The organism is Segatella copri (genome assembly GCF_024330485.1).
Classification (GTDB): domain Bacteria; phylum Bacteroidota; class Bacteroidia; order Bacteroidales; family Bacteroidaceae; genus Prevotella; species Prevotella copri_L.
In genome coordinates this window covers 85,283-109,613 of record NZ_JANDWX010000002.1, presented here as the reverse complement: position 1 = coordinate 109,613, position 24,331 = coordinate 85,283, and the positions used below count along the sequence as shown (strand labels likewise).

The window sequence follows — 24,331 nt, the reverse complement described above, 5'->3', positions numbered from 1 at the left end:
TTAAGGTAAAACATGAAAAGACAAGTATTATTCTCGATGGCTTTAGTCTCAGCACTGACAGCATCGGCACAGAGAATCGACTTCAATCTGGCAGGTCGTTCCGAGTCACAGGTCAATGAACCCGAGTACACAGCATGGGCAGTAAACACCTGCGAAACAGAATCGAAGGAAGTAGAAGATGCTGACGGAAATCCTATCACCATCACGCTGGCTAATGATGCCTCTTATGCAGGCAGAAGACTGAAATCATGCTGGTTCAAGAACGGACTCAGCAGTTCCAAACTCATCGCCGACGGCTTTGCCATCTATGGTTACGAAGATGGTAACACTCCCCAGGTAACCGAAGGTGCCGTCCGCCTCAACATCACCCTCAAGGGGCTGAGCGCCGGCAAGCACTCGCTGATGGCTTATCATAACAACAACGATGGTTTCAATGCGCCGAAACTCGATGTATACGTCAACGGCACCAGGCAGCAGGAAGGCATCGCACAGACCAACAGAGCTCTGACTCCATCAGCCTGCGGCATGTCGTACGTAACTTTTGTAGCAGAAGAGGGAAAGGATGTCGTCATCTCTTACGTTACCACACCGAGTGCCAGCGATGACAAGAGCGGCAATTACACCACCTCGCTCACCATCAACGCCCTTATCTTCGACCGTCCGAATCCACAGACGGCAGCCACAGATCCTTATCCGGAGAACAGAGATTATCATGCCGATGCCGATAACGGATCGCTCACCATCTCATGGACTTCAGCCGAAAAAGCCGTCAAGCACCATGTTCTGATGGGTACAGATGCCAACAGTCTTACAGAAGTAGCTACAACTACCGAGGCAAAATATACGCTCAACCAGACATCCAACCTCAACACCTATTACTGGCGAATCGATGAGGAAGATGCTGCCGGTAATGTATACGAAGGCGATGTCTGGAGTTTCCGTCCCCGTCATCTTGCCTTCCCTGGTGCAGAAGGATATGGAAAGTATGCTACGGGTGGCAGAGGCGGAAGCGTTTATCACGTAACCACACTCGAAGATAATGGCGATGATGAGAATCCGATAGAGGGTTCCTTCCGTTACGGTATCAAGAAAGCTACCGGACCGCGCACCATCGTCTTTGATGTGGCGGGAGTCATCGACCTGAAAAAACGACTCACCTGCAGCGACGAATACGTTACCATCGCCGGACAGACGGCTCCAGGCAATGGTATCATGCTCCGCGGCTGTCCTTTCGGTATGGCAAGCGAAGGCATCACCCGTTTCCTCCGCATGCGTCTGGGACATAAGGAGACCAACGGCGGAACTATCAGCGATGAAGATAAGGTGAACGGACTCGACGGTATGGGAATGGCAGGCAACGACAATGCCATCATGGACCATTGCTCTATTTCCTGGACCATCGATGAGGCATTCTCAAGCCGCAACGCCAAGAGTCTTACCCTTCAGCGCACCCTGATTTCCGAAGCGCTCAATGTGGCAGGTCATCCTAACTATAGTGCGGGTACAGCCCACGGATATGCAGCAACCATCGGCGGCGGCGAAATGTCGGCAACACTCAAGGTAGGTTCTTATCACCACAACCTGCTGGCTCATTGCGAAGGAAGAAACTGGAGTTTGAGCGGCGGACTGGATGGTGTAGGAGCTTACGATGGTCATCACGATGTATTTAATAATGTGGTTTACAACTGGGGTGGCCGTGCTACGGATGGTGGCAGCCACGAGGTGAACTTCGTGAACAACTATTATAAGATGGGACCAGCTACCACCCAGAAGAAACTGTTCCGCCTTCAGCTTGAAGGCACAGGAAGCGGCACACAGAGTGCATACGTTCATGGCAATATCCGTCAGGCTGCAGGCAATGGAGCCCTGACAGAAGATAAACTCAAAGATACCTATGTTTACGAAACATCACATGGTCAGGTCGTAAACTGGGAGCCATTCGTTTCGAAACCATTCTTCGAGTCTCTGGCAGCTATCGAGAGTGCCAAGGCTGCCTATAAGAATGTGCTCTGCGATGTGGGAGCCAACCAGCCTTTCCTGGATAATCACGATACCAGAATGGTGAACGAGACGTTAGCCGGAACTACCACGACAGTAGGCAGTCAGAGTGGCAAGAAGGGACTTATCGACAGCGAGGAAGATAAGGGATGCGAAGGTTTCAAGGGCTTGAATATCATAGAGGCAAAGCGAGATGCCAACTGGGATACCGACCAGGACGGAATGCCAGACTGGTGGGAGGAAGTAAAAGGCGTAAGTGATGGAAATGCCGATGAAAACGCAGATGGCTACACCAATCTCGAAGAATATCTCAACTGGCTTGCCGAGCCTCACTTCACTCTCAAGCAGGGCGAAAGCGTAACCATCGACATGAAGAAATACTTTGCCGGCTACACCAACAATCCTCAGTTTGAATGCGAGGCTAAGGGTGATGCGATGAGCAAGATGAGCAATAATACGGGCACAAGCGATAGTGAATATATCTTCACCGCCAACGAAGATTGTGGAAAGGCGCTCGTTGATTATACTGTCAAGGTAAGCGATGATGACAACATCAGCACCTACACCCGCACCTTCCATTTCTATCTGACAGATGGTTCTGCAACAGGCATTCAAAACATTCAGACCTCAACCGCAGCCAATAGCTACGAGGTATACAATGCTGCAGGTATCAAGGTGAGAAAAGGCAAGAATCTCGATTCTCTCCCATCAGGTGTTTATATCATCAAGGCATTGAAGGATGGCAAGGTAATCAGTTCGAAGAAAACTTGCATACAATAAGGCAATCTGCACCTTAGAAAGTACATTTTTCATATAACTCAGCATCCTGAGAGATGCAAAAAAAGGGAGCGCAACCATTAGTGATGCGCTCCCTTTTATGATCGTTTCTTTTATCTTAAAATTCTAACCGAATAACGTCAGATTACTTCTGAACGAACTTCTTGCCATTCTCGATAACGAGACCCTTGTAAGAAGCATTCACCTGCTGGCCAGCCATATTATAGCGAACAGACTTCTTGGCAGAAGTTGAGGCATTGATGTTGACGATGCCACTGGTTTCACCAGGTGTGAACTCAAAGCCACTGAAACCAATCTGAGTATTTTTGTTGAATATATAGTAAGTTTCGCCAGCAGTTGCAGAGAAAGTCAAATATACCCAAACTGCCTGATTACCAGGACCTACAATATAAGCATCATTACCTGCATTGCCCTTGACAGATATCTCATCTTGCAACATTGGATAACCTTTCAATGGGCTGTCATCAGCACCATCATTATTTTGACCATTAATATATCCTGACACCTTCACTTCTGTGCCCAAAGTTAAGGCTTTTGCGTCACGGCCCTTTGCAACATATACATCACGATTACCCTTATTAATCCAAACGCCAACCTTCAAAGTACCAGCTACCTTTGGGGTCAGAGTAATGTATGTACCATTGGTAGGAAGTCCATTGCTACCATCTGGAGCATAGTAAGCTGCATCCCATTTGGCACGGTAGTTACCTGTTGGGTTACCATCAGTCACAACCTCTTCAAACTCAACCTTATCCAAGTTTACAGGATTACCCTTACCCTTAACAAAGTAGAAAGGAGCAACAGATCCATCCTTGCTCAACGCCTTACTCTCGATGCCATTCCAGGTATTGTCAACTTTTGGCGTCAACTTGCCATTTTCAAGTGCGCCGTCATTATAGCCGGCAACAGGACCAGAGGTATGGGTACCCTCCACGTTGGCAGTTGAGAACTTAACAACAGACATAGCACTGGCATCAGCATTAGCAACATAGTCTGCCTTCAATGTACCATCCTCATTGTTAACATACCAGCTCTCTGTCTGAGCGTTAATACTCATGGCAACAAGTGCCATAGAAATCAAAGTAAAAAATTTCTTCATAATTGTGTTTGGTTAAATTAATATTTTTACGCTTGTTTTGATTGTTGTTTATCCATAAGACGCAAGAGCTAATCTATTGCACCCACAAATCCTCACCTTTTTATAAGAAACATGCGAAGGTATGAGGTTGAAAACGTACATTCATACGCTACAACTACTTTTTGTACAATTATCTTTTTCACTACTTTAAGTTAAAAAAGTTGCTCATTTGGGAAACTTTATCTATCTTTGCACAAAAAATGTACAGATATGAAAAAGAAATTCGATAATACAGATAATCTCCTGGGCGGTATCGTTAAAAAAGTCAGACAGGAAAAAGGACTGTCCCAAGAAGCACTAGGAAAATATGTAGGGCTAGGAAAAAGCAGCATCAGCAAGATAGAAAGCGGCAAAACCAATATCTCTGTAGATGATGCTTCAGTCCTCTTGGAAGCTATGGGAGAGAAGTTGAATATTTATATTGGCGACCAGTATCCGTCAGCAGAAACAAAGATGAAAGCAACCATCTTTGTCACAGTTGCTGCCTGCTGGTTTGCAGAAGATAAGGGAATTACCAAACAGAAGGCTTTCAACTATCTCCAAAAGAACCAGGGCATCAGATTTCTTGAGGAAAACTGGGAAATAGAACAAACCATGCCAAGGGAACAAATCATTCAAGATTTAACCCATATCTGCAATAACCATATTGCAAAGACGAAGAAAAGAGAAGGGAGGATGAACGTATCATGAGATTGTTACATGGAAGTTATACAGAAATACTTACCCCAGACCTTTCTATATGTAAAGGCAAAAATGATTTTGGTAAAGGCTTCTATCTCACTCCAAATTGGAAAAGGGCTTGGCAGATGGGTAAACGCAGCACTTTCCTTTATGGTGGAGAAATCACAGTCAATGCGTTTCTGTTCTACCCCAATTTAAGTGAAAAGAAAGGACTTCGAATTAAAATCTTTGAAGGATTCACTACGGAATGGGCAAAATTCATTCTCCAGAACAGAGTAGAAAGCAGATTCAAACATAACTTTGATATTGTTATTGGTCCTGTTGCAGATGCTTTTATTGATCAGGAAATAAAAAACTATATTCAACAATATGGAGAAACTTATCTTGAAGAAAGTAATTTGAATACTTTTGTCTCTAAGATTTCTCAATTCGGACTTAGCTATATACAATATTGCTTTTGTACACAAAAGGCTATTAATGAACTCATAAAAGATTAAGAATATGGAAAATAAGCATAATTACGAATACGTGTTAGGCCAGATTGCTTGTTATATAGCAAAAGAATGTAACCTCACACCTAGTGAAGCAGTTGGTGTAATCATGAACGATGATTGCACAGAGGCTGTTATTGAAGAAATTCAAGCTTCAGACAAGATAGACATCGAGGCTTTGGCCTCCCATTACCTGACAGAGGAACTTTGTTAACAGCACTTTGTTTCTCAGAAGTAAAAATTATAGCAATAGAATTCAAGATAACAAGGGTGTATCATAAGTTAATGATTCACCCTCTTTTTGTTGGAATATTACTGATATGTTGCTGGAAAAGATAGGATATGTTGGTGAGATAGTTAGTATCTACGGTCGCACAACAGCTGTTGTGCGCTTGCATAACAGCTGATATGCGCATGCACAACAGGTGATGTGCATGCGCATTTCACCTGTTGTGCGCCAACAATTATCCTGACTTAGACATACCCTCCTACAGAAAATATCAGAGATAGAAAACGGGGTGCATTCCCTAAAAAGAGAACACACCCCGCAACCTTAATATATTATGTTATGACAATATCGTCATTTCTCTCTTGCCATTACTCAGCCAATGGGTCGAAGGTACCGTTGGCACCACCATTGTTGTAATCACCCCAACCGATGGTCTGAGGCAAAGCCTTGTTGGCGTTAGATGTACCAGAAGTGAAGCCTAAGAAGTAATACTTAGGACGGAAGTTCATGTAGAGGAGATTCTTGTTAGAATCGTAGCCATCACCCTTCTGTACCTTCATTTTCAAGTTGTCCTTATACCATGTAGACAAGTTCTCGAGCTGAGTATTCAAATCATCCTCACGGAGATCAACACCCTTAGGACGCTCAATACCAGCTTTCAACAATGGGTCAGAATAGAAAGTTGTACCACCTACGCCATACTTATCAGCAACACGATACTGGATATTCTCACGACGCTGACCGTTCAAAGCCTTGAAACCAAGCCATGTGCAAGTATTGCCACCCCAACCAGTCAATGTCCATGTAGAAGGAGCACCCTCTACCTTGCCAATACCACCATCGAAGAGCATCCAACGGCGGAGGTCATCGAAACGCTTACCCTCGTAAGCAAACTCAATCTGGCGCTCATAGAGAATCTGAGAGATACAGGTAGCCTGATCATTGTAAGCTGCAGGTGTGATACCATCATCCTCAGAATTAGCAGCTGAATAACCAGCACGCTCACGAATCTGCTTAACATATCCAACAGCCTCATCGAGATGACCTGCACCTGCTGCAACCTCAGCAAGGTTCAGGAGAACCTCAGCATAACGGAGTTCAATCAACGGTGCTGCAGAATAGAACGGAGCTGCACCCTTGGTATCAAGAGCTACATACTTATAAAGAGGAGAAGAATTGACATCCAAATCATCACTCTTCTTGCGTACATATACACCCTGACGACTCTTCAACAGGTTGTCAGCACCATAAGAATCACCACTCTCAGGGTTGCCGGCATCATTCATGCTGGTATACCATACATAGTTCCAAAGTACGTAGTTGGCACCATCCGAAGGGTTGTTCGCATCGCGCTCTGACGCATTACCATCGTAAGACCAACGGAAACCTGGGAAAGCGAAGGTACGGTAGAAACGCTTGTCACGATTTAGGAATGGAGTCACGTTATCCAAAGTCTTCTCTGAACGTGCCAACTTGGTATAAGTATCGCAACTCTCAGGAAGTTTACCGTCTGACATTGGGAACATATTAATCAGCATCTGAGAAGCATTCTTACCGCTACCACCTGTATTAGCCGGACGAATCTGACGCTCCCAGTTGTTGTTCTTCTGATTATCGAGACCATCACCTGTTACATTATTATATAAGGTAACGAACACAGCCTCAGGATTATTACCACCATCGGTAAACATCTTGGCAAAGGCAGAACCATTCACATTGTCATTGGCAGTATACAGGTGATAACCACACTTGTTGATACGCTCCAAATCGGACTTCATGGTTTCATAAGCAGTCTTCCAACGGTTTTCATCGTTTGCACGGTTGAAGAGAGGGCTACACCACAAAAGCATCAAACGGCCCTTCAAAGCCAACGCAGTACCAGAAGTAACACGACCTTTCTCCGACCATCCAGAACCATTCTCTGTCTTGGCAGCCAACATATCTGCAGCCTTGTTCAGGTCATCAAGAATAAACTCGTAAGTCTCCTTAGACGTAGCACGAGGAGTAACAGAACTTTCTACAGGATCCTGTGTTTCCTTAACCAGAGGCACACCGCCATACCACTTGAACAAGTTGTAATAGCACCATGCACGGAAGAAATATACCTGACCGAGCAATTCATTCTTCTGTTCCTCAGAAAGGGTGCTGCCACTGATACCCTGGATAACATCATTGACATTACGGATTCTACCATATACAGATGCCTGAATATTGCTCTGGTCGCCCATAAAGAAATCAGGAACCGAATTTGTGGTACTGGTAGAGCTCAGCTCAACCTGTGGGTCTACAAAAGAGCTGAGACCACTGTATTCCTCTGTAGACTTACCAGCCTCATCCGCATTACCCATAGAAGGATACTTCCAGGTCAAATCGTTGGTTGTTGGCAAACACCAACTGTAGATATCGTTTAGACGACCATTACATCCTTCATAATAGTTGTAGATGTCTTTATTTACATTGTCATAGTTCTTCTTTTCCTCCAAGAAGCTGTCACTACAAGAGCTGAAAGCCAAGGCTGAAACCAGACCAAGACTGAATAATTTTATTGTCGTTTTCATTGTTCTTTGCTTTTTAAGAATTATATAAGTATCTCATTAGAATGAGAGATTCACACCCACAGTCCACTTACGGAGGTTAGGATAGCTTCCGTATGATCCCGACATAGGATTCATGAAGTTGTCTGGATATGGATTGTAGAAGTTGATGAGGTTCTGACCGGTAATATTGATACGGCAGCTGTTGATGCCGATGCTACCCAACCAGCTCTTTGGCAAAGTATAAGCCAAGGTCAAGCGGTTCAGAGCCACACGTGCTGTACTCACTCTCCAGAAGCTGGATGCTACAGCATTCACATCTGTATACTTCAAGTTAGGATAGTAAGCCTCACGGTTCTCCTTTACTACGAGATTACCTGAGCCATCATATACATCCTGATAAACATACATATTGTCTGGATTCCAGAATGAAGGCATGTTGCAATACTCCAGATTACCAGTTGGCTTCAATGCTGCACCAGGAAGTGTGGTATAACCACCCCAGCTTGCACCAATCTGAGCTGTCAGAGAAAGGCCCTTCCAGTCTGCACCCAAATTCATGGTCAAACCATAGAGATTGCTGCTGCGATGACCTAACTCTACCTGGTCGTTGTCTACATCTACGATACCATCAGGTCCGGCATAAGTACCAGTCTCAGAATCGTAAGCACCACGAACATCCTTATACATCAACATACCAGGGCGAACCTGATCTTTGGTCATGCCCATATAAGTAGAGATGTTGTACTTCGTGAAGTATTCCTCAATATCCTGGAAGCTGCGGAACATACCGATGCATTGCATACCCCAAAGACCTACGTCTGTACGATGTCCTGGAGTAATCTGACGGTAGAGATAATCTGTAACCCAGTCCATATTCAGTACCTTGTTGTCAGACCAGCCTGTGTTGATACCGATACGATACTTGAAGTCCTTACCAATCTTATCCTTCCATGTGACAGAGAGCTCACCACCCCATGAATCCATCTCACCGATATTGGATGCAGCACTCTGTGTACCTACGGTAGAAGGAACAGTCTGCTTGATATTCATCAGCATCTCGCGGTTCTTCTCATAATAGTAATCGAAGGTTACAGCCAGGCGGTTGTTGAGGAACTGTGCATCAATACCCACGTTGGTCTTGTAGTCTTTATCCCAATGAACGTCTGAATTTACCGCAGAATTGTTCTTATTGATGGTGATACGGTTGCCGGAATCCTTACCTGTCTCGAATACAGTACCACGGTTGGCATCCTGTGCATAAACCTGCATCCACTGCCATGCCGCTGTATTGTCTCGACCGGTCATACCCCAAGAAGCACGGAGCTTCAGGAAGTCAACACCCTTCACCTTGTTACGGAACCAGTTCTCCTCGGAGATAACCCAACCTGCAGAGAATGCAGGGAATGTTCCCCAATAGTTCTTTGGAGCGAACTTGGTAGATGCATCAGAACGAACCAAAGCCTCGAAGAGATACTTGTTGGCGTATGCATAGTTTACACGGCCGATATATGAAAGGGTACCGCTCTCACTACGGGTAAACATAGTAGTCATCTCACCTGTTGCTGAGTTATACTGACCGGTTGTGAAAGGATATGGGGTCAAACGCTGTCCCTGCAAATACTCACTCTCTGCCTCAGACTTTTCAATAGAGAACAGACCACCCAGATGATGCTGACCGAAATCGCGCTGATACAGGGCAGTGAAGTTCATCTGATAATTATCAGTACGAACCATGGTACGAGCCAGATAATCACCATTGGCGGTTGTCACACCATTGAAGTTAGACGCTGCCAGGTAATCGAAATCTGCATTATCGCTACTGGTAGGAGTATAAAGGTGGTTACCGCTACCATAGCGAGTCAACATCTGATAGAGGGTGAAGTTTGAACCATACTCATTACCCTTGTCGGTATTGATACTCTTGGAATAAGAGAAGCGCAATTTCAATCCCTTCAGAATCTTGCTCCAACCGAAATCATAATCAAGGCTTCCGCTGATATTCAGGTTAGAATTCATGTTCTTGCGGTAGTCGCCATTGTTCTGCAAAGTAGCAAAGTTATACTGCTGGTTCTGGTTCTTTTGTGTATTGCTAGGACCATAAGCCAGGAGATCATAACCATTTACTGATTCAGGCATGTAAGTAGGACGGGTCAGAAGGAGGTTGTAGTCCTTCTCATCGCCAGATCCACCCACCTTTACCAATGGCTTTTCCTTTGTAGCATAGTCACCGCTAACAGTCAGATTAGCGCCCAACCACTTGCTTACTTTTACATCCACACCGGCACGATAGTTCCAACGGTTATAGTTGAGTTTACCGAGGTTACCATCCTGATCGAAGTAAGAGATACCTGCAAAATAGTTCACCTTATCGGTAGCACCACTTACGTTCACGCTGTGCTTCTGGGTCATACCGGTTTCCCAATACTTGTCGAGCAAATCATAGTTCAGACTCTTCATTGCCTCCAACTCATCTGCCTGGAAAAGGGCAGTAGTCTTATTGAGGGAAGTATTGGTTGGATCGGCAGCAATAACTGCATTGTACAAACGACCATACTGGTAAGCATTCAGCATCTTAGGGCGAGAAACCTCATCGGTGAAACCGAAAGAACCGCTATAAGAAATGCGAGGTGCACCCATCTTACCCTTCTTGGTAGTTACGAGGATAACACCATTGGCAGCACGGGCACCATAAACGGCAGCAGAAGCATCCTTCAATACTGAGATACTCTCTACCTCAGAGGCATCCAGGTTATTGAAAGCCTCAGCACCGAGGTTCTGGTAAGTGTTACCTACCTTTACATCGTTAGGATAGATATAACCATCGATAACGAAGAGAGGCTGCTGGGCTGTAGAACCAACTTCGCCCAATGAGTTGGTATCACGAATCATGATACGTGCATTCACACCTGGACGGCTCTCACCACCACTTACGCTCAAACCGTTAACCAGACCACCCAAAGAAGAAGCCAAACCACCATTAGCGAGGTCCTGAATTTCATCTGTTGGGATGTTGGCTACAGAACCGGTCAGGTGAGCCTTTTTCTGAGTACCGTAACCTACGACTACCACCTCCTGAAGAGTCTTGTCGTCAGCAACCAGCTTGATGGTACCACCATTGGTAGTAGCATCCTTAAAACCAATATAAGAAACGGTAACCTTGCCGCCCTTAGGAACAGACAACTTATAGTTACCATCCATATCGGTAATCACAGCAGTCTTGGTACCGGCAACCTTTACGGTAGCACCGATAACAGGTTCACCGAGGTCATCGAGTACAGTACCCTGCACTACTTTATTTTGAGCCATTGCAGGCACAGCACAGGTAAGTGCCATACCAAAGGCCAATGTCTTTATATATTTACGTTTCATCTTGTTTCGAGATTAGATAGTTTAAATTATTTTCTCCAACGTGGATCACCGATTGTACTTGATATTGCACCGGTAGCCTTGAAATTAATTCCAAAATCAGGTTGAGACAAATCGAGTTCCTTTAGACATGCTGCATCATCAAAGCCTAGTGGCTCTTCAGTAGCCCAACTCTTCAAGTCTGTACCATCTACTGGATTCGTTTTACCCTGAATGGCATTAGTTGTCATATCACAATTAACGGTACAGCCACCCTTATTAAGTTTTTGGATACGCCATGTATCATAGAAAACGTTATTATTTACATTAATAACATATTTTTTCTGCTGTGGCATATTATTAGCAAAATCCCGACCCGTCATCACCTTAGACAAAGTACAATAATCCAAGCTAAAGCTACCAGAGGCTGTTGGGAAGATACGATCAATGTCTTTATTAGCAAATCTTACAAAGTAATTTTTGCTATTCTCCTTAATATTATAGATGGTGCTGTTTTTTACAGAAATTTTCTGTGCAGAGCAAGCCCAGAACTGCCCACCGCTAGGAGAAGCGAAATCCTTCTTTGTATCACCATAGAAAGAAATAACAGCACCATTACTGAACTTTGAGCCATCATTATCAAGCTGCACAACACAATTGTCTATTCGGATATCAGCAAGTCCCCAGGCACAATGTCCTATGTGGAACAAACAACTTGGTACGTTTTTAAATGCGCATTCCTGAAGAATAATAGGATCTTGAAGGACAAACACATCGGCAGGCAAATTCTTATTTTTACCAGCAGCTATACCTTGAGCCTCTGCAGAACAAGAAGCTGGAGGAGTTGTAGACATCTCCACAATGCCACCCTTATTGGTTACTGCTGTACAATCGAAGTTCAAGTACTTCACCTTCAACTGAGCAGAAGTACGGATTACACCATTCTCACCCATAGTAACCAAAGCATGGTTGAGCTTATCTCCACGGAGAGTCATTTTGTTCCCTTGGAAATCTACTTCATCATTGCAAGTATACGTAGCACCAGCTTCCAATTCGAAAGCCTGTTCCTTGTCTGAGTTCTGCAAATTTTCCTTGATAAACTTAGCAATGTCAGACCCTGCAGGGATTGGCGTTGCAGGCACCAATGTACTATAAGACATCTCCGTAGCCTGGTCAGCCTCTGTATTATTCTGCTTTACATTTCCCAAAGTACGAACTGAGAGCTTGTATTTAGTATCCTCAGCTAACTTAAATTGGAAAGAAGTACCATCCATGATAGTATCAACGATTACCTCTGGATTAGTTGGATCATCAACTTTATAAGCCTTACACTCATAACCACCTGCGCCATAGACTACCTTCCATGACACCTGTAATTTATCAGATCCATCCGATGCTACTACCGTTTTTACTGCTAGTTCTGGAGACTCTAGCTTGATGCCGGATACACCATTGTCAAACTTCTCTTTGTCATCAAAACCATCAACGGCACACGAACCCAAGAACATCGCTCCTACGGCAGCAAGTGCCAGAGAGAAGAGTCCTTTCCGCGCAATGAAATGATTTTTCTTCATAATTGTCTTTTTTAGGTTTAACTATATTTTTATTTATTTCTTTTCTAACACGATTTACACTTTCCTAATTATATAAAAGTAGTTTGCCAGTTATTCCCCGAAACTGTTACCGCTCTTGAAATACCTGTTTTAAGTAAGCGATGTTTCTACCGAAATTATATTTCACGTCTCTTACCCTCTTTACATCACGGCTCCGCTCTACCACCAGCCAGCCGCTCCATTTCATCTTGTCAAGCGTCTTCCTGATTTTCGGAAGATTAATCTCCGGGTCTTCCTGAAGATTTACGCTATCTGTATTGGAAGCATGTATCTGGACGATACGCTGGGCGCCCAACTTCCGGAGTTCCTTGCAGATATCACGATGATGATCGGCTGCATCCTGGAAATTGTAGTAGACCTTAATCTGACTGCTGCCTACTTTCTTCAGCAGTTTCTTATCAAACTTAGCTCCCATTCCGGTTCTGATACCGATGGTGATACCCTCCTGCTTTGACATCTCACCGGCTGTGCGAAGGCGAGAAACCATCTGCTGGTATGCTGCACAGCCTTCCTGCTGCCAGTCTTTTCCGCTACCTCCGAGTGGAAGGAAAGCCACCTTGCTGCCAAAGAGTTTCATCGTCTGGAAACAATCTTTCAAAAGGTCTTGATAATTATCACGAGTCAGGAAACTCTGAGCGAAGAAGCCACTCATCGCCATAGAAGGAACAGCTACGCCATACTGACGGGCTGCAGCCTGAAACTTTTCTGCCTGTTGTGGTTCTCTAAGCTGATTATCAAATAACACGCGTTTACCCAATCCGCCCATGTCAACCTCAACGCCATCTGCTCCTAATTCTTGAGCCAGTTTAAACTCGCCCAGCTTCTGACGTTTCAGCATCATCCAGTCGCAAGCAGCTATCCTGTACCTAGGAGTTGCCGCCTGTGAGCATATTGGTAAAGTGTTCAACAACGTAAATAACAGAACCAATATAAACCTACTATGATAAGACAGTTGTTTCATTTGCCTTTTAGGTAAAAATGATTAGTCAACATTTAATTTGTTTGTTTCAATTGCCTAAAAGACGCACATTGGTTCACGCTGTAATCACCTTTTTTGAGATTTTTTATAAAAAACTTTATTTTTTTATTTCACTCTCCTGCTGCGCTACATACTCTCTTGGTGACATGCCATATTTCTTACGGAAACACTTGCCGAAATAGCCCACATCGGTGAAGCCGCAACTGTAGGCTACATCGGTGATACTCTGGCCGGAATGCTTCAGCAATTCTACGGCATGACTCAGTTTGAAATCCTTCACCATATCGCTTGGCGAACAGCCCATCACAGCCTTCGTCTTCTTGAAGAAGGCTGAACGGCTCATGCCCAATTTCTGTGCCAGCATATCTATCTCGAAATCGGCATTAGTCAAGTTGGCTTCCATAAACCGGCGCACCTTGTCGGCAAACTGCTTATCCTGCTGTTCGGCATTAAACTTGCGTTTATACTCTGCCAGCTGGTTCTGGATGTAGATATTGTTCTTCAGCCGAATCTGATACTTCGCATAGCGGAAAGCATAGTAGCTGGCTACGGATATCAGAATGATGTAGATGAGATAAGCCCACCACGTAGCCCACCAGGGTGGAAGAATGGTGATGGTCAGCTCTCTCGTGCTGTGAGAATCAGGATTGGTGGCATCCATTACCTCTACGATAAACTGATAGGTTCCAGACGGCACATTGGTATAGGAAGCCAGACGGTTCTTGCCGGCATAATGCCAATCATGGTCGTAACCCTTCAGCCGGTAACGGTAGCTGATGCGCTCCGGATTGCAGAAATTCAGGGCCGCAAACTCCAGAGTGAACATCGACTGGGAATGACGCAGGGTGAGATGATCGGCATAAACCATCGATTTCTCCAGGATGGCTGGCTGATTGTAACTGCGGATGTCGCGGTTGTTCACCTCTCCACCTATTATATATATAGGATATTGCAGACGGGTGGTATGGATACGTTCCGGCTGAAAAGCAAGGATTCCTTCCTTGCACCCCAGCCATATCTCCCCATTCTGAATCAAAGCCGCAGAAGATTCCTCCAACTGGACATCAGGGAATCCATCGGAATTGTCGAAATGCTGGATGCGGTCTGATTGATAATCATAGCACGACAAGCCATCGGCATTTACCAGCCAAAGGCGGCCCTTCTTATCCTCTAAAATCGAAATGATGACATCATTATGCAAACCTTCCTTTGCTCCCAAAGAAGTAAGGATAGGCAGATGCGTCACTTCATCAAAACCATCCAGACGACTCAGACCTCCACCAAAGGTACACATCCAAACCTGCCTGTTTTTATCTTTGTAAAGTCCGTAGATGTCACTATTGGCACGGGTATTGATTTCGGTATTGCGATAAGTCTCGAAGCGCAGGTCGCCTACCGATTTGAAATCTGTCTTGAAAGACATCAGTCCGTCCATCGTTCCTACCCACATTCTTTCATGACTGTCCTCTACCAGGTTGCGAGCATCCATATAGAGTCCGTAACCCGGATAGTTCTTCATACCATGATATTTATTATAGAAACATACCTTTCCACCTTGTTCCTCCAGCAGATTAAGACCTCCATCCAGGGTAGCCACCCAGATGCGATGCTTGGAATCCTGATAAGTCATATAGACATTATTGCCACTAATGGAATGAGGATCCCGGGCATCATGACGGTAATGAGCGATGCGATACCCTATTGGTCTGGAGGCATCGGGAGTCAGTTTTACCAATCCGTCTCCCTTGGTAGAGAGCCAGAGATTCTGCCTGTCATCATACATGGCATGATAAATGCTGCCGATTTGATGATGGGCATAATCGAATACCTGCTTCACCCTGCCCTGCATATCCAACAGATAAACATTCTTGCTGCGGGCACCCACCAGCACATCACCATTCTTCAACTGGCAGATGGCTTTCACTCCACTCTTATCACCATCCGGCAAAGGGATGACACGGAACTGGTTGGGTGTGAAACTGACACGGTAAATGCCATTATTAGCAGAAGTGAGCCACAACAGTCCGTCCTTGTCCAGGTTCATGTGCAAGAAGTGGCTGTCTGGCTTATGGTCTTGGAACTTAGGAAGGAAAGCCAGGTTAACGCCTTCCATCGTCTGCGGATCAATATAGATAATTTCGCCAGCACCGGAAAGATAGAAGTAACCATGATGAGAGGTGGCGATGAACTTAGGCTCCACCACCGTACCTACGCCCGAAACCGGATAACGGCGCTCCCATCCGGTCTTCGGATTACGGCACACCAGGGCGGTATGCGACTCATCCAACTGCCACACACATCCGTTCGGGGTATGATAAACAAAATGTTCCTTTGATTTACGGGCGAAATACTGCTGCCACATGCCGAGCGTCCACTTCCTGTTTTTCGCAGTAACAGGAACGGAATAAATCTGATAATCCTTTCCTACATAGTTGGCACGCGAAGCCTTCAGCTGTACCACATCCTGGCACAACTGATAATTGAACGTATTGATATACTTTCGGGCATCTACCAGCGTCTGGATACGGATGCTTCCATCCTTTAATGTTTCTGCAAGAAGCAGGTTCTTATCTTTGGTGAGCAGGAGAATCTTACCGGTACCATCTGCCTGAATCTTGATGACCTGCAGGTTACGGGCATAAGGTTTCAGTTCATCATAGACATCTTCGAAACGTTCGGTCTGCTTGAAGAAGACGCTGAGTTTCCAGTCGAGCGTCTTGATCCAGAGATTGCCCAGAGCATCTTCTGCCAACCATTCTACCTTACGGGGTGGCTGGTCGGAAGAAGAGATGTAAGCATCTGAATAATTGGCAAAGCGGGAGCCATCGAAACGAGATAAGCCGAACCAGGTTCCAAACCACAGGAAACTGTCTTTCGACTTCAGAGAACAGTATACGATGTCGTGAGGTAACCCTTCCTTCGTAGAATAATGAGCTACCTGCATATTGTTCTGTGCCATACCCAACAAGGCATAAAGCAAACAGAAAAGTATGGTAAAATATCGTTTCACGTATGCAAAAGTACAAAAAAAGTCTTGAAATCTCCAATAAACTTTCTGTTTTTTGAAGATTTCAAGACGATAACGATTACGTAAACGGAATCTTCTGCAAAGAACTCTCCGGTTACGCATTATTAATTATTAATACCGAAATCAGCCTGCTGGTCTTCTACCTCTTTCAGCATCTTTGCCTTCTGCTCGGGTGTAAACTCATGAGAAGAAGAAGAAGTGGCAGAAGAAATATTCTGAACAGATGATGAAGTGGCAGACTTCGCCGACTTTGTACCCATCATCATGGTTCCCTGATAAGCTACGCTCTCTATCTCCAGGTCGGCAGGAGTAGGAGCATGAGTACCCGGGAACTGAACCTCGGCATGAATCTTAATCTTGCCCGGCTTCATCGTGCTGCGCACCAGGATAGGAGCACTACCCCATTCTACAGCTCTCGGATTGGCATTGATGCTGGCATCACCAATGATTTCGCCCTCACCCTCCAGGGTAAAGCGGATATTCTCTTTAGCCAGACGGCGAACATGACCGTTATCATCGGTCACTTCGGCTACCACAACCACAAAGTCGCTGCCATCAGCCACCAGCGGTTTGCCCATCTCATCAACATAAAGACGGAGTTTGGTGCTGCGGCGGGAAGGCATGCGCTGGTCGGTACAAACCACCTTGCCATCCTTGTATCCCTCTGCTACCATCACTACCATCTGAGGAGATTTCTTCTTATAACTGTATTCGCGAGCCTCCCAAAAATCCCAGGCATTCTTGAATACCACAGGGGCATTAAAGGCGGCTGCCGTAGGATGAAGAACTGGCAAAGTATAGGTATGAGCACCCTGATAGGTGGTAAGACGAACGCTGTCACAATTAGAGAATACCGTCACATCGGCACCGCTGAACTGGGTCATCTCGTGAGCGATATGCACAAATGGCTGGTCGCTGCGCTGTGACTCAAACATATAATAAGCAGTCTTCTTCTGTCGGAATGCATCATAGATACCGCCCCAGTAAGGATCTGGATGATAGCCGCGCTGATGATCGAAAGGATGCCATTGGCAACCACCGATAAACTGTCCCGGTGTGTGCATCTCCTCTGTTGTCTTTGCCAGAGAATAAGCCTGGGTCAGCATCGGTTTCTCACCCCAGCTGCGGCTGGCACGGTTCAGGTTGTTATGCGCATACCAGTCATCCACATACTCACCAAACTCTCGGGTAAAGACACACTGGCTGATGCCGCTCATATCCATATCCGGCCATCCGTAAACCACATCATAATTTTCCTTGACACCTGCCGAATTCCAGTCGGCAACAGCCACAGGACGGTATGGATAAGGATACTCATCCTTGGTCAACTGCAGCGACTTCAGGGCGAAATCCTTAGGATAGCGGGTCTCATTCAGGATAGGCTCCCACATCAGAACCGAAGGATGGTTGCGGTCACGACGGATGATTTCACGGGTATTCTGGAACACACGCTCAGCAAATTGAGGGTCCTTGTTCCAATACTGCCAGCCCGGTGTAGCCACGATGATGAAGATTCCGAGTTCATCGCAGGCATCCATGAACGACGGGTCCTGAGGATAGTGGGCAGTACGGATGATGTTGAAACCGGCATTCTTCAGACGGAGCACATCTCTCCATTGCTGACTGTTGGGAAGTGCATTGCCCACATAGGCAAAATCCTGATGACGGTTGGCACCGATAAACTGGCGGTATTTCTTGCCGTTGAGCCAGAAACCTTCCTTGCCTCGGAACTCGAAACTGCGGATACCCAACTTGGTCTTTCCGCCGTCCAATACCTGCTTACCGTCCCTGATGCGGGTAACCACACTATATAAATAAGGTGTCTCCGGCGACCAGAGATGCGGATTCCTGACAGAGAACATCTGTCTGACGGTCTGATGTGCATCGCCTGCTGCCAGGAGCACATTCTGCGAAATGGTCTTGAGCACCTTGCCCGAAGCATCCAGCAGACTCTGCTCCACCTTCACCTTGCGTGCCTTTCCGCCCACATTCTGCAAGTCGACATCAACAAACACCTTCGCCTGCTTCTCTGAAATATCCGAGAAATGAACGAAGATGCCGGCATCACGGCGGTCGGCTTCAATCACGTTGGTGATAGAAATCTCCTTCTTATTGATAAGCCATACATCGCGATAGATACCACCATGATAAGCAAAGTCGAGTGTATACTGCGGTTTGCCAGGAGGATAACTCTTGTCATTAGAGTTGTCAGCCATCACAGCCACCACACACTTATCGCCCTTCTTCAGTCCCTGCTCTTTCAGGTTGACGATAACAGGCAGGTAACCGCCGAAGTGCTCCTTAGCCAGTTTGCCGTTCACATAAATCTTCTGCTTGCCCATTATTGCCTCGAAATAGATTTCAGAGCGATTGCCCGGCACGATAAAGGTTTTGCGATACCAGGCTATACCCTGATAGTTGCGGCAACCCGAAGCCTCAGCAGGTTCCAGTTTCACACTATGAGGGGTAGAAACTACCCCCCAGCTTGTATCATCATAGTCGGCACGTTCTGCGCCCAGCACATCACCCAGATGGAACCGCCAGTTGGGATTGAAATTCCACACCTCGCGTCCCTGGTTGCTGACAGGAAACAAACCCGCCACCGATGTATCATCGTAAGCCGATGCCTTTGCCGAGCCTGCGCCCAGCAAAAGCATCATAGCCATCAATATGTAATATCTCATCTATAAACTATTAACTATAAACTATTAACTATAAACTATTACTTCACTTCCCAATCGTCGGTACGGAAAGAGCTGACAGGCAGACCATCGTGGAAAAGGTCGCCCACAACCCAGTTTTTGAACGCATAGCGCACAGCCACAGGTTTCTTCACGTCCTCACTCTTTACATAAACCTTGTTGCGTGAAATCCAAGCCTGTGCCTTGTGGAATACCTGATCTTCGCCGGCAATCTCGAAGTTGTCGCTCTTAGGACCATTGTTGAAGTAAACCCACTCCTTGCTGCGGTCGAAGCTGACTACAGCGGTATCGCCCTTGAACTCAACACTCTTGTAGACAGCGAAATCAGGCAATCCCTTCTGACCATAAGTATTGGCAAGAGAAAGCAGAGCCAGACGCTCGCCCACCTCCTTCTTCTTACGTGGATGGATGCCATACTCCAGACCGACATCAAGCAATACAGCCATACGGCAGTTGCTGATGCGCTTCTCTGCCTCCATCTGCTTTTCACGAAGCAGGGCACTGTTGTTTTTCCATTTTATCAGACTATAATCGTAGGGTGCAATCTGACAATAATAGAACGGAAAAATCCCCTGCTTCCATTCCTTGCGCCAACTGTTTACCAGGGTCTGCATCTGGTCGGCATAAGTAGCATAGCGATTGCAGTTATCCTCACCCTGATACCAGATAACACCCTTCATGGTGTAACCGATGAGCGGATGGAGCATACCATTATAGAGAGCCGAAGGACAGCGCTGCTGATATTTCTTCACATCAGCCTCATTCCAAGGTGTATGAAGTTTAGGGAATGCCTTGAGCCAATCGCTCTTGATGAGATTGCCGTTGATCCATGCCTCACAGGCACTACCGCCCCAGGAAGTAACAATCAGACCTACTGGTACACCCAGCGATTGGCGCAACGTCTTACCATAATAATAAGCAGCAGCACTAAACTCACGAACGCTTGCAGCATCAGCTTCCTTCCAGTCGCCAGCCACCGTATCAACAGGATGCAACTGGGCATTGCGCTGAACCGTAAAAAGGCGCAACTGCTGGTCTTTACACAGCATCAGTTCTTCAGGAGTGCCCGCAACAGGCTGTGCCTTGAATCCCTTCATCGGCATCTCCATGTTACTCTGACCCGAACAGATCCAGACCTCACCAATCAGGATATTGTGAAGTTTCAGTTCCTTTCCATCGCTCAGACTCAGTTCATAAGGGCCGCCAGCCTGAGGCGTTTCTATCTTCATCGCCCATTTTCCCTGGGCATCGGCTTGAGTCTTATAGGTCTTGCCGTTCCAGGAAGCACGCACTTTTACCACCTTGTTGGCATCAGCAGTACCCCAGAGGTTGCATTCCGTCTGCTGTTGTAATACCATATTGTCGCCAAAGATCTTTGGCAGTTTCACTTCTGCCTGCGCTGCCAGAGTCATGGCAAGCAGCAGAGCTGAACATAACAGTTTCTTCATTTTATTCAATGTATTCAATGTTAAATGTTAAGTGTTAAATGTTAAATGAGCAGTCTTGCTATGAACTATTAACTATCAACTATAAACTATCAACTATAAACTAATACACGATGTTAATCGTGGAGAGTAATCCGGCAGGCAGAAGCGCCTTGCTCTTGGTGCGATATTTGGCATTGGTCCAGATTCCCTTAAACGGAGCCTTTCCCTCGCCAGCACCCTGCAGCGCATTGTGCCAGGTATTGGCTACAACAATCTGTATTTCGTTGCTGCCATTCTTCAGGTCGCGCTTCGGAACATACACCTCGTAAGGAGCTGTCCAGGCATAACCATATTGCTTGCCGTTGACCAGCACACGTGCCACATCACCAATCTTGCCCAACTGGATTTTGATGAATCCGTCATTAGAAGGAGCCGTCTTCGTTTTCTCGGCTGGAACTTCCATTTTCTCTTCTGCTGAAACCGGAACAGAATCGCCCCATTCAAAAGAAGAGGTAAAGGTTACGTGACCGCTGTAGTACTTCATCTTCTCATCTGCCGACTTCGACCAGTCGAAAGGAAGCGTAACGGTGGTATCTTTGCGGATATCATCGAAATGAACCTTCCACTTATCGGCTACAGCCAGCACAGAAGGATAGTTTTCTGTAAAACCTGCACCTTCTTCTTCAACCAGTTTATGACCTGTCTGACTGATAACCTGCATGTCTTCCTTGTTCGAGAGGATAACGAAAGCGGAACCATAAGCAGGCAGACTCAATTTCACAATCTGGCGGATTTTGGAAGTTCTGGTACGGAAGGTTGCCGTAATCTGGCGTTCCTTATCCTCCTGGTTAGTCAGGAAATAGATGTCCTTTCTGCCTGTTGCCTCCAACACACAGCGGTGAGCATAATCCATATTCTCGGGCAGAACGACATCCGGTTCTATGCCATACTGAGAGAAGTCCTTTGCCTGATAAGGCTTGTCGATGATAATGATGCCTTCCTCGCGCAACTCCTCTATCTTCGCCTTTACCTCGGCAGACAGGGTATTTGCCGGCTGCGGAACCACCAGGATGCGGTAGTCCTGGTTTCCTGGCAACTTGCCCTTCGGACTGTATTCGAAATTCCATTTCAGCAAGGCATCCTTATTCATCGAATCATATTTGTAGCCATGCAGGGCATTGCACCAGTCTTTCAGATCGAGAATATTCGCCGAATGAGTTACTCCCACAGGCGATTCTTCCATCGGAATGCCCACATTAGCCATACGTTTCTGTTCACTAGCCACCCGTTCTGCGCCAAACACACCCGGAAGCATCGGAACGAGTTTATCCGGAGTAAGCGAACGGCTCGGAATCTCTTCGCCTGTAAACACGGCGATGTCTACCACCGGTCTGCCCTGCTGCAGATAATTCTGACACAGGGTGATGTAATCCACAAAACCGCGTGCCTCAGGATACCAGGTATTGTCGCGCTGGAAGAAGAGACCGATGCCATCAAGCGTCATACCAGGCTTGCGGTCCATCCAAGGATTATGGGCAGTTACATGGAAGAAGAGTTTGTTCATGCCAAGCGCCAGATTGCGGTCAAGCATCGGCTTGAGCATGGCTGGTGTCTCATTCCATACACCACGAACCTCGGTGAATCCCTCTGCCTGAACGATGTTCTTATTATAAATATGTGCACCGCTCACGGCATCGAGCATGTCGTTGGGTTTATCGTGAGTAGGCGAATTGAGCCAGTATTCTCCCATTGGATTGTCGGCATACTGATAATGCTGCAGACCATCGGCAGGGAAGGTTGGTGCAATACTCTCGTGAGATACTTCTATATCCTGTTCATGAGCCAGATCGGTAAAGGTCTTGAAGAACTTCTCGTTTACCAGGTCATTGATGGTGAGACGGATATCCTTCAGTACCTGTTCGTATCTGGAAGCCGACTCCATCGGAACTCCTGCCATAATCGGGAGGTATGGGATGAGGTCGTAACCGCGGCGTGCCTTGAACTCCTCGGCAAACTGATAGCCCCAGTTCTGACTGCCACACTCCCAGGAGTCGATGTGCAGATACTTCACCACATCGCTGTGCGGACGGTTCAGGAACAATGCATACCAGGAATTGAAAAGTTTCCTGACGGCTGCCGGTGAGAACTTATCCACTTCGAGTCCCTTACCGGTTCCGGCTGTTGCATTGGTCTGTCCTGTTGAGGTATGTCCCATTCGCAACAGGCGCCAGGTGCCCTTAGGCAACTTATTCATCAGGTTGCCGTTCACCATGACACCCATCACCATTCCATTTTCCAGTTTCAAAGGCAGTACATCTGCCATCGCCACGGTCTCGCTCTTAGCTGCCGCATCGGTTTCGATACGCCATACGGCACCCGTTTTTCCCTCATACTGGTTAATCATCGGCTGATTGCTCAAGATGATATTCTCCAGTTTCAGCAGCGGTTTCCATTTAGCTGCATCCAGGTCTTCTGCTCCCGGCTCTGTACCTTCCGGCGTCCATGAGAATCGGAAATAGCGGGCGGTGGTAGTCGGCAAACTGAAGGTATAATCACACATTGTGTTCTGCCAACCCTGACGGGGTGGCACCAACTGCTTGATATCTCTGAAGTTGATGCCGTCATCAGAAGCCTGCACCAGGAGGCGCTGCGACTGGATGTTGTTGCCGTTAGGCACCACACGCATGCTGCGCACCGTGACGGGTTTATGAAACGAATAGGTGATAGAGGCAGGTTTCGCTGCCAGATAATAGCCCTTGGCGGTAGAAACAGCCTCGGTATATTCTATCTTCTCCGGTTTGAAGAGTTGGGGTTTCTCCTTGCATCGGATGGCAAAGGCTGCGATATCCTGATAATATCCACCCTCGTTTCCGGCAGGCTGCAACTTCCCGTCCTTATAACTTTCGGGTTGCCACATCTGCATGCCTTCTATCTTCTTGCCGCCACCCACAATGGTATCGGTCCATACCACCTTCTGCATCGATTCGGCAGGAAGGATAGACGGATTGCCAGCCAGGGCGAAACCGTCGCAGATATGGATGCCCATGTCAAGACCCAGGGAGTCGGCTTGCTGGAAAGAGTAATCCACCATCTCCCAGAACTTAGGTGACAACTGTGCCGCCTCGCCCTGATACTCCGGACGTTCGCTGACACCACGGATCGGCATCAGATAGGTACCGCCCAAACCAACATTCTTCATACCGACCAGATCGGCATGAATACCTGCCTTGGAAACGGCGCCATACATCCAGTACCAGAAGGTCCAGGGCTTAGCTTCGTCATTATGAGCCATTGTCGACGCTACCAGAAGCGCCGACAATGCCATCACCGTATATCGTTTTTTCTTATTCATAACAGTTCATAAC

Annotated in this window: 13 protein-coding genes; 4 read left to right on the top strand and 9 right to left on the bottom strand. The window is 46.4% G+C overall.

Annotated elements, in window-relative coordinates; all coding sequences use genetic code 11:
• Window positions 1-12: 12 nt before the first annotated feature.
• Window positions 13-2,778, top strand: a complete 2,766-nt coding sequence (locus tag NNC77_RS03020) for a T9SS type A sorting domain-containing protein (RefSeq protein ID WP_254969831.1) — start codon at window positions 13-15, stop codon at window positions 2,776-2,778.
• A gap of 142 nt (window positions 2,779-2,920) precedes the next feature.
• Here the strand turns inward: NNC77_RS03020 and NNC77_RS03015 are convergent, their stop codons facing one another.
• A complete protein-coding gene (locus NNC77_RS03015) occupies window positions 2,921-3,895 on the bottom strand; it encodes a hypothetical protein (protein WP_254969832.1) in 975 nt (324 codons plus the stop codon).
• Window positions 3,896-4,144: 249 nt separating this feature from the next.
• On the opposite strand from NNC77_RS03015, the gene NNC77_RS03010 reads away from it, so the two are divergent.
• From NNC77_RS03010 to NNC77_RS03000, 3 genes are read left to right on the top strand one after another with little or no spacing between them, the layout of a single operon-like run.
• Entirely contained in the window at window positions 4,145-4,624 is a 480-nt protein-coding gene (locus NNC77_RS03010) for a helix-turn-helix domain-containing protein (RefSeq protein ID WP_217744321.1), read from the top strand.
• Window positions 4,621-5,112 carry a DUF3990 domain-containing protein gene (locus NNC77_RS03005; RefSeq protein ID WP_217744322.1) on the top strand — a complete coding sequence of 164 codons (492 nt, stop codon included), beginning with the start codon at window positions 4,621-4,623 and terminating at the stop codon, window positions 5,110-5,112. Before NNC77_RS03010 ends, NNC77_RS03005 begins: the two co-directional genes overlap by 4 nt.
• A gap of 4 nt (window positions 5,113-5,116) precedes the next feature.
• On the top strand, window positions 5,117-5,320 hold the full coding sequence (locus NNC77_RS03000) for a hypothetical protein (RefSeq protein WP_254969833.1): 204 nt from the start codon (window positions 5,117-5,119) through the stop codon (window positions 5,318-5,320).
• 383 nt (window positions 5,321-5,703) lie between these two features.
• Here NNC77_RS03000 and NNC77_RS02995 read toward each other — a convergent pair whose 3' ends face one another.
• The 8 genes from NNC77_RS02995 to NNC77_RS02960 all read right to left on the bottom strand — a co-directional run bounded on the left by NNC77_RS02995 (window position 5,704) and on the right by NNC77_RS02960 (window position 24,318).
• Window positions 5,704-7,893 carry a RagB/SusD family nutrient uptake outer membrane protein gene (locus NNC77_RS02995; protein ID WP_254969834.1) on the bottom strand — a complete coding sequence of 730 codons (2,190 nt, stop codon included), beginning with the start codon at window positions 7,891-7,893 and terminating at the stop codon, window positions 5,704-5,706.
• Between the two features lie 36 nt (window positions 7,894-7,929).
• Window positions 7,930-11,241 carry a SusC/RagA family TonB-linked outer membrane protein gene (locus NNC77_RS02990; RefSeq protein WP_254969835.1) on the bottom strand — a complete coding sequence of 1,104 codons (3,312 nt, stop codon included), beginning with the start codon at window positions 11,239-11,241 and terminating at the stop codon, window positions 7,930-7,932.
• Between the two features lie 26 nt (window positions 11,242-11,267).
• Window positions 11,268-12,791, bottom strand: coding sequence for a DUF4992 family lipoprotein (locus NNC77_RS02985; protein WP_254969836.1), 1,524 nt, complete (start codon window positions 12,789-12,791; stop codon window positions 11,268-11,270).
• A gap of 106 nt (window positions 12,792-12,897) precedes the next feature.
• Window positions 12,898-13,791 (bottom strand): sugar phosphate isomerase/epimerase family protein, encoded by an 894-nt coding sequence (locus NNC77_RS02980; RefSeq protein ID WP_254969837.1) that lies wholly within the window; start codon window positions 13,789-13,791, stop codon window positions 12,898-12,900.
• A gap of 115 nt (window positions 13,792-13,906) precedes the next feature.
• Window positions 13,907-16,768: an AraC family transcriptional regulator gene (locus NNC77_RS02975; RefSeq protein WP_254969838.1), complete on the bottom strand. Its 2,862-nt coding sequence runs from the start codon at window positions 16,766-16,768 to the stop codon at window positions 13,907-13,909.
• A 173-nt stretch (window positions 16,769-16,941) separates the two neighbouring features.
• Window positions 16,942-19,521 carry a glycoside hydrolase family 2 TIM barrel-domain containing protein gene (locus NNC77_RS02970; protein ID WP_437183269.1) on the bottom strand — a complete coding sequence of 860 codons (2,580 nt, stop codon included), beginning with the start codon at window positions 19,519-19,521 and terminating at the stop codon, window positions 16,942-16,944.
• Between the two features lie 38 nt (window positions 19,522-19,559).
• Window positions 19,560-20,987: a sialate O-acetylesterase gene (locus NNC77_RS02965; protein WP_153080516.1), complete on the bottom strand. Its 1,428-nt coding sequence runs from the start codon at window positions 20,985-20,987 to the stop codon at window positions 19,560-19,562.
• A gap of 100 nt (window positions 20,988-21,087) precedes the next feature.
• The gene (locus NNC77_RS02960; RefSeq protein ID WP_254969839.1) at window positions 21,088-24,318 is read right to left on the bottom strand and encodes a glycosyl hydrolase; all 3,231 of its coding nucleotides are present in this window, start codon (window positions 24,316-24,318) and stop codon (window positions 21,088-21,090) included.
• Window positions 24,319-24,331 lie beyond the last annotated feature (13 nt).

Coding starts and splice junctions, on each gene's coding strand:
- NNC77_RS02970 (WP_437183269.1), bottom strand. CDS start 19,521: ATGAGATATTACATATTGATGGCTATGATGCTTTTGCTGGGCGCAGGC.
- NNC77_RS03015 (WP_254969832.1), bottom strand. CDS start 3,895: ATGAAGAAATTTTTTACTTTGATTTCTATGGCACTTGTTGCCATGAGT.
- NNC77_RS03005 (WP_217744322.1), top strand. CDS start 4,621: ATGAGATTGTTACATGGAAGTTATACAGAAATACTTACCCCAGACCTT.
- NNC77_RS02980 (WP_254969837.1), bottom strand. CDS start 13,791: ATGAAACAACTGTCTTATCATAGTAGGTTTATATTGGTTCTGTTATTT.
- NNC77_RS02965 (WP_153080516.1), bottom strand. CDS start 20,987: ATGAAGAAACTGTTATGTTCAGCTCTGCTGCTTGCCATGACTCTGGCA.
- NNC77_RS03010 (WP_217744321.1), top strand. CDS start 4,145: ATGAAAAAGAAATTCGATAATACAGATAATCTCCTGGGCGGTATCGTT.
- NNC77_RS03000 (WP_254969833.1), top strand. CDS start 5,117: ATGGAAAATAAGCATAATTACGAATACGTGTTAGGCCAGATTGCTTGT.
- NNC77_RS02975 (WP_254969838.1), bottom strand. CDS start 16,768: ATGGCACAGAACAATATGCAGGTAGCTCATTATTCTACGAAGGAAGGG.
- NNC77_RS02985 (WP_254969836.1), bottom strand. CDS start 12,791: ATGAAGAAAAATCATTTCATTGCGCGGAAAGGACTCTTCTCTCTGGCA.
- NNC77_RS03020 (WP_254969831.1), top strand. CDS start 13: ATGAAAAGACAAGTATTATTCTCGATGGCTTTAGTCTCAGCACTGACA.
- NNC77_RS02995 (WP_254969834.1), bottom strand. CDS start 7,893: ATGAAAACGACAATAAAATTATTCAGTCTTGGTCTGGTTTCAGCCTTG.
- NNC77_RS02960 (WP_254969839.1), bottom strand. CDS start 24,318: ATGAATAAGAAAAAACGATATACGGTGATGGCATTGTCGGCGCTTCTG.
- NNC77_RS02990 (WP_254969835.1), bottom strand. CDS start 11,241: ATGAAACGTAAATATATAAAGACATTGGCCTTTGGTATGGCACTTACC.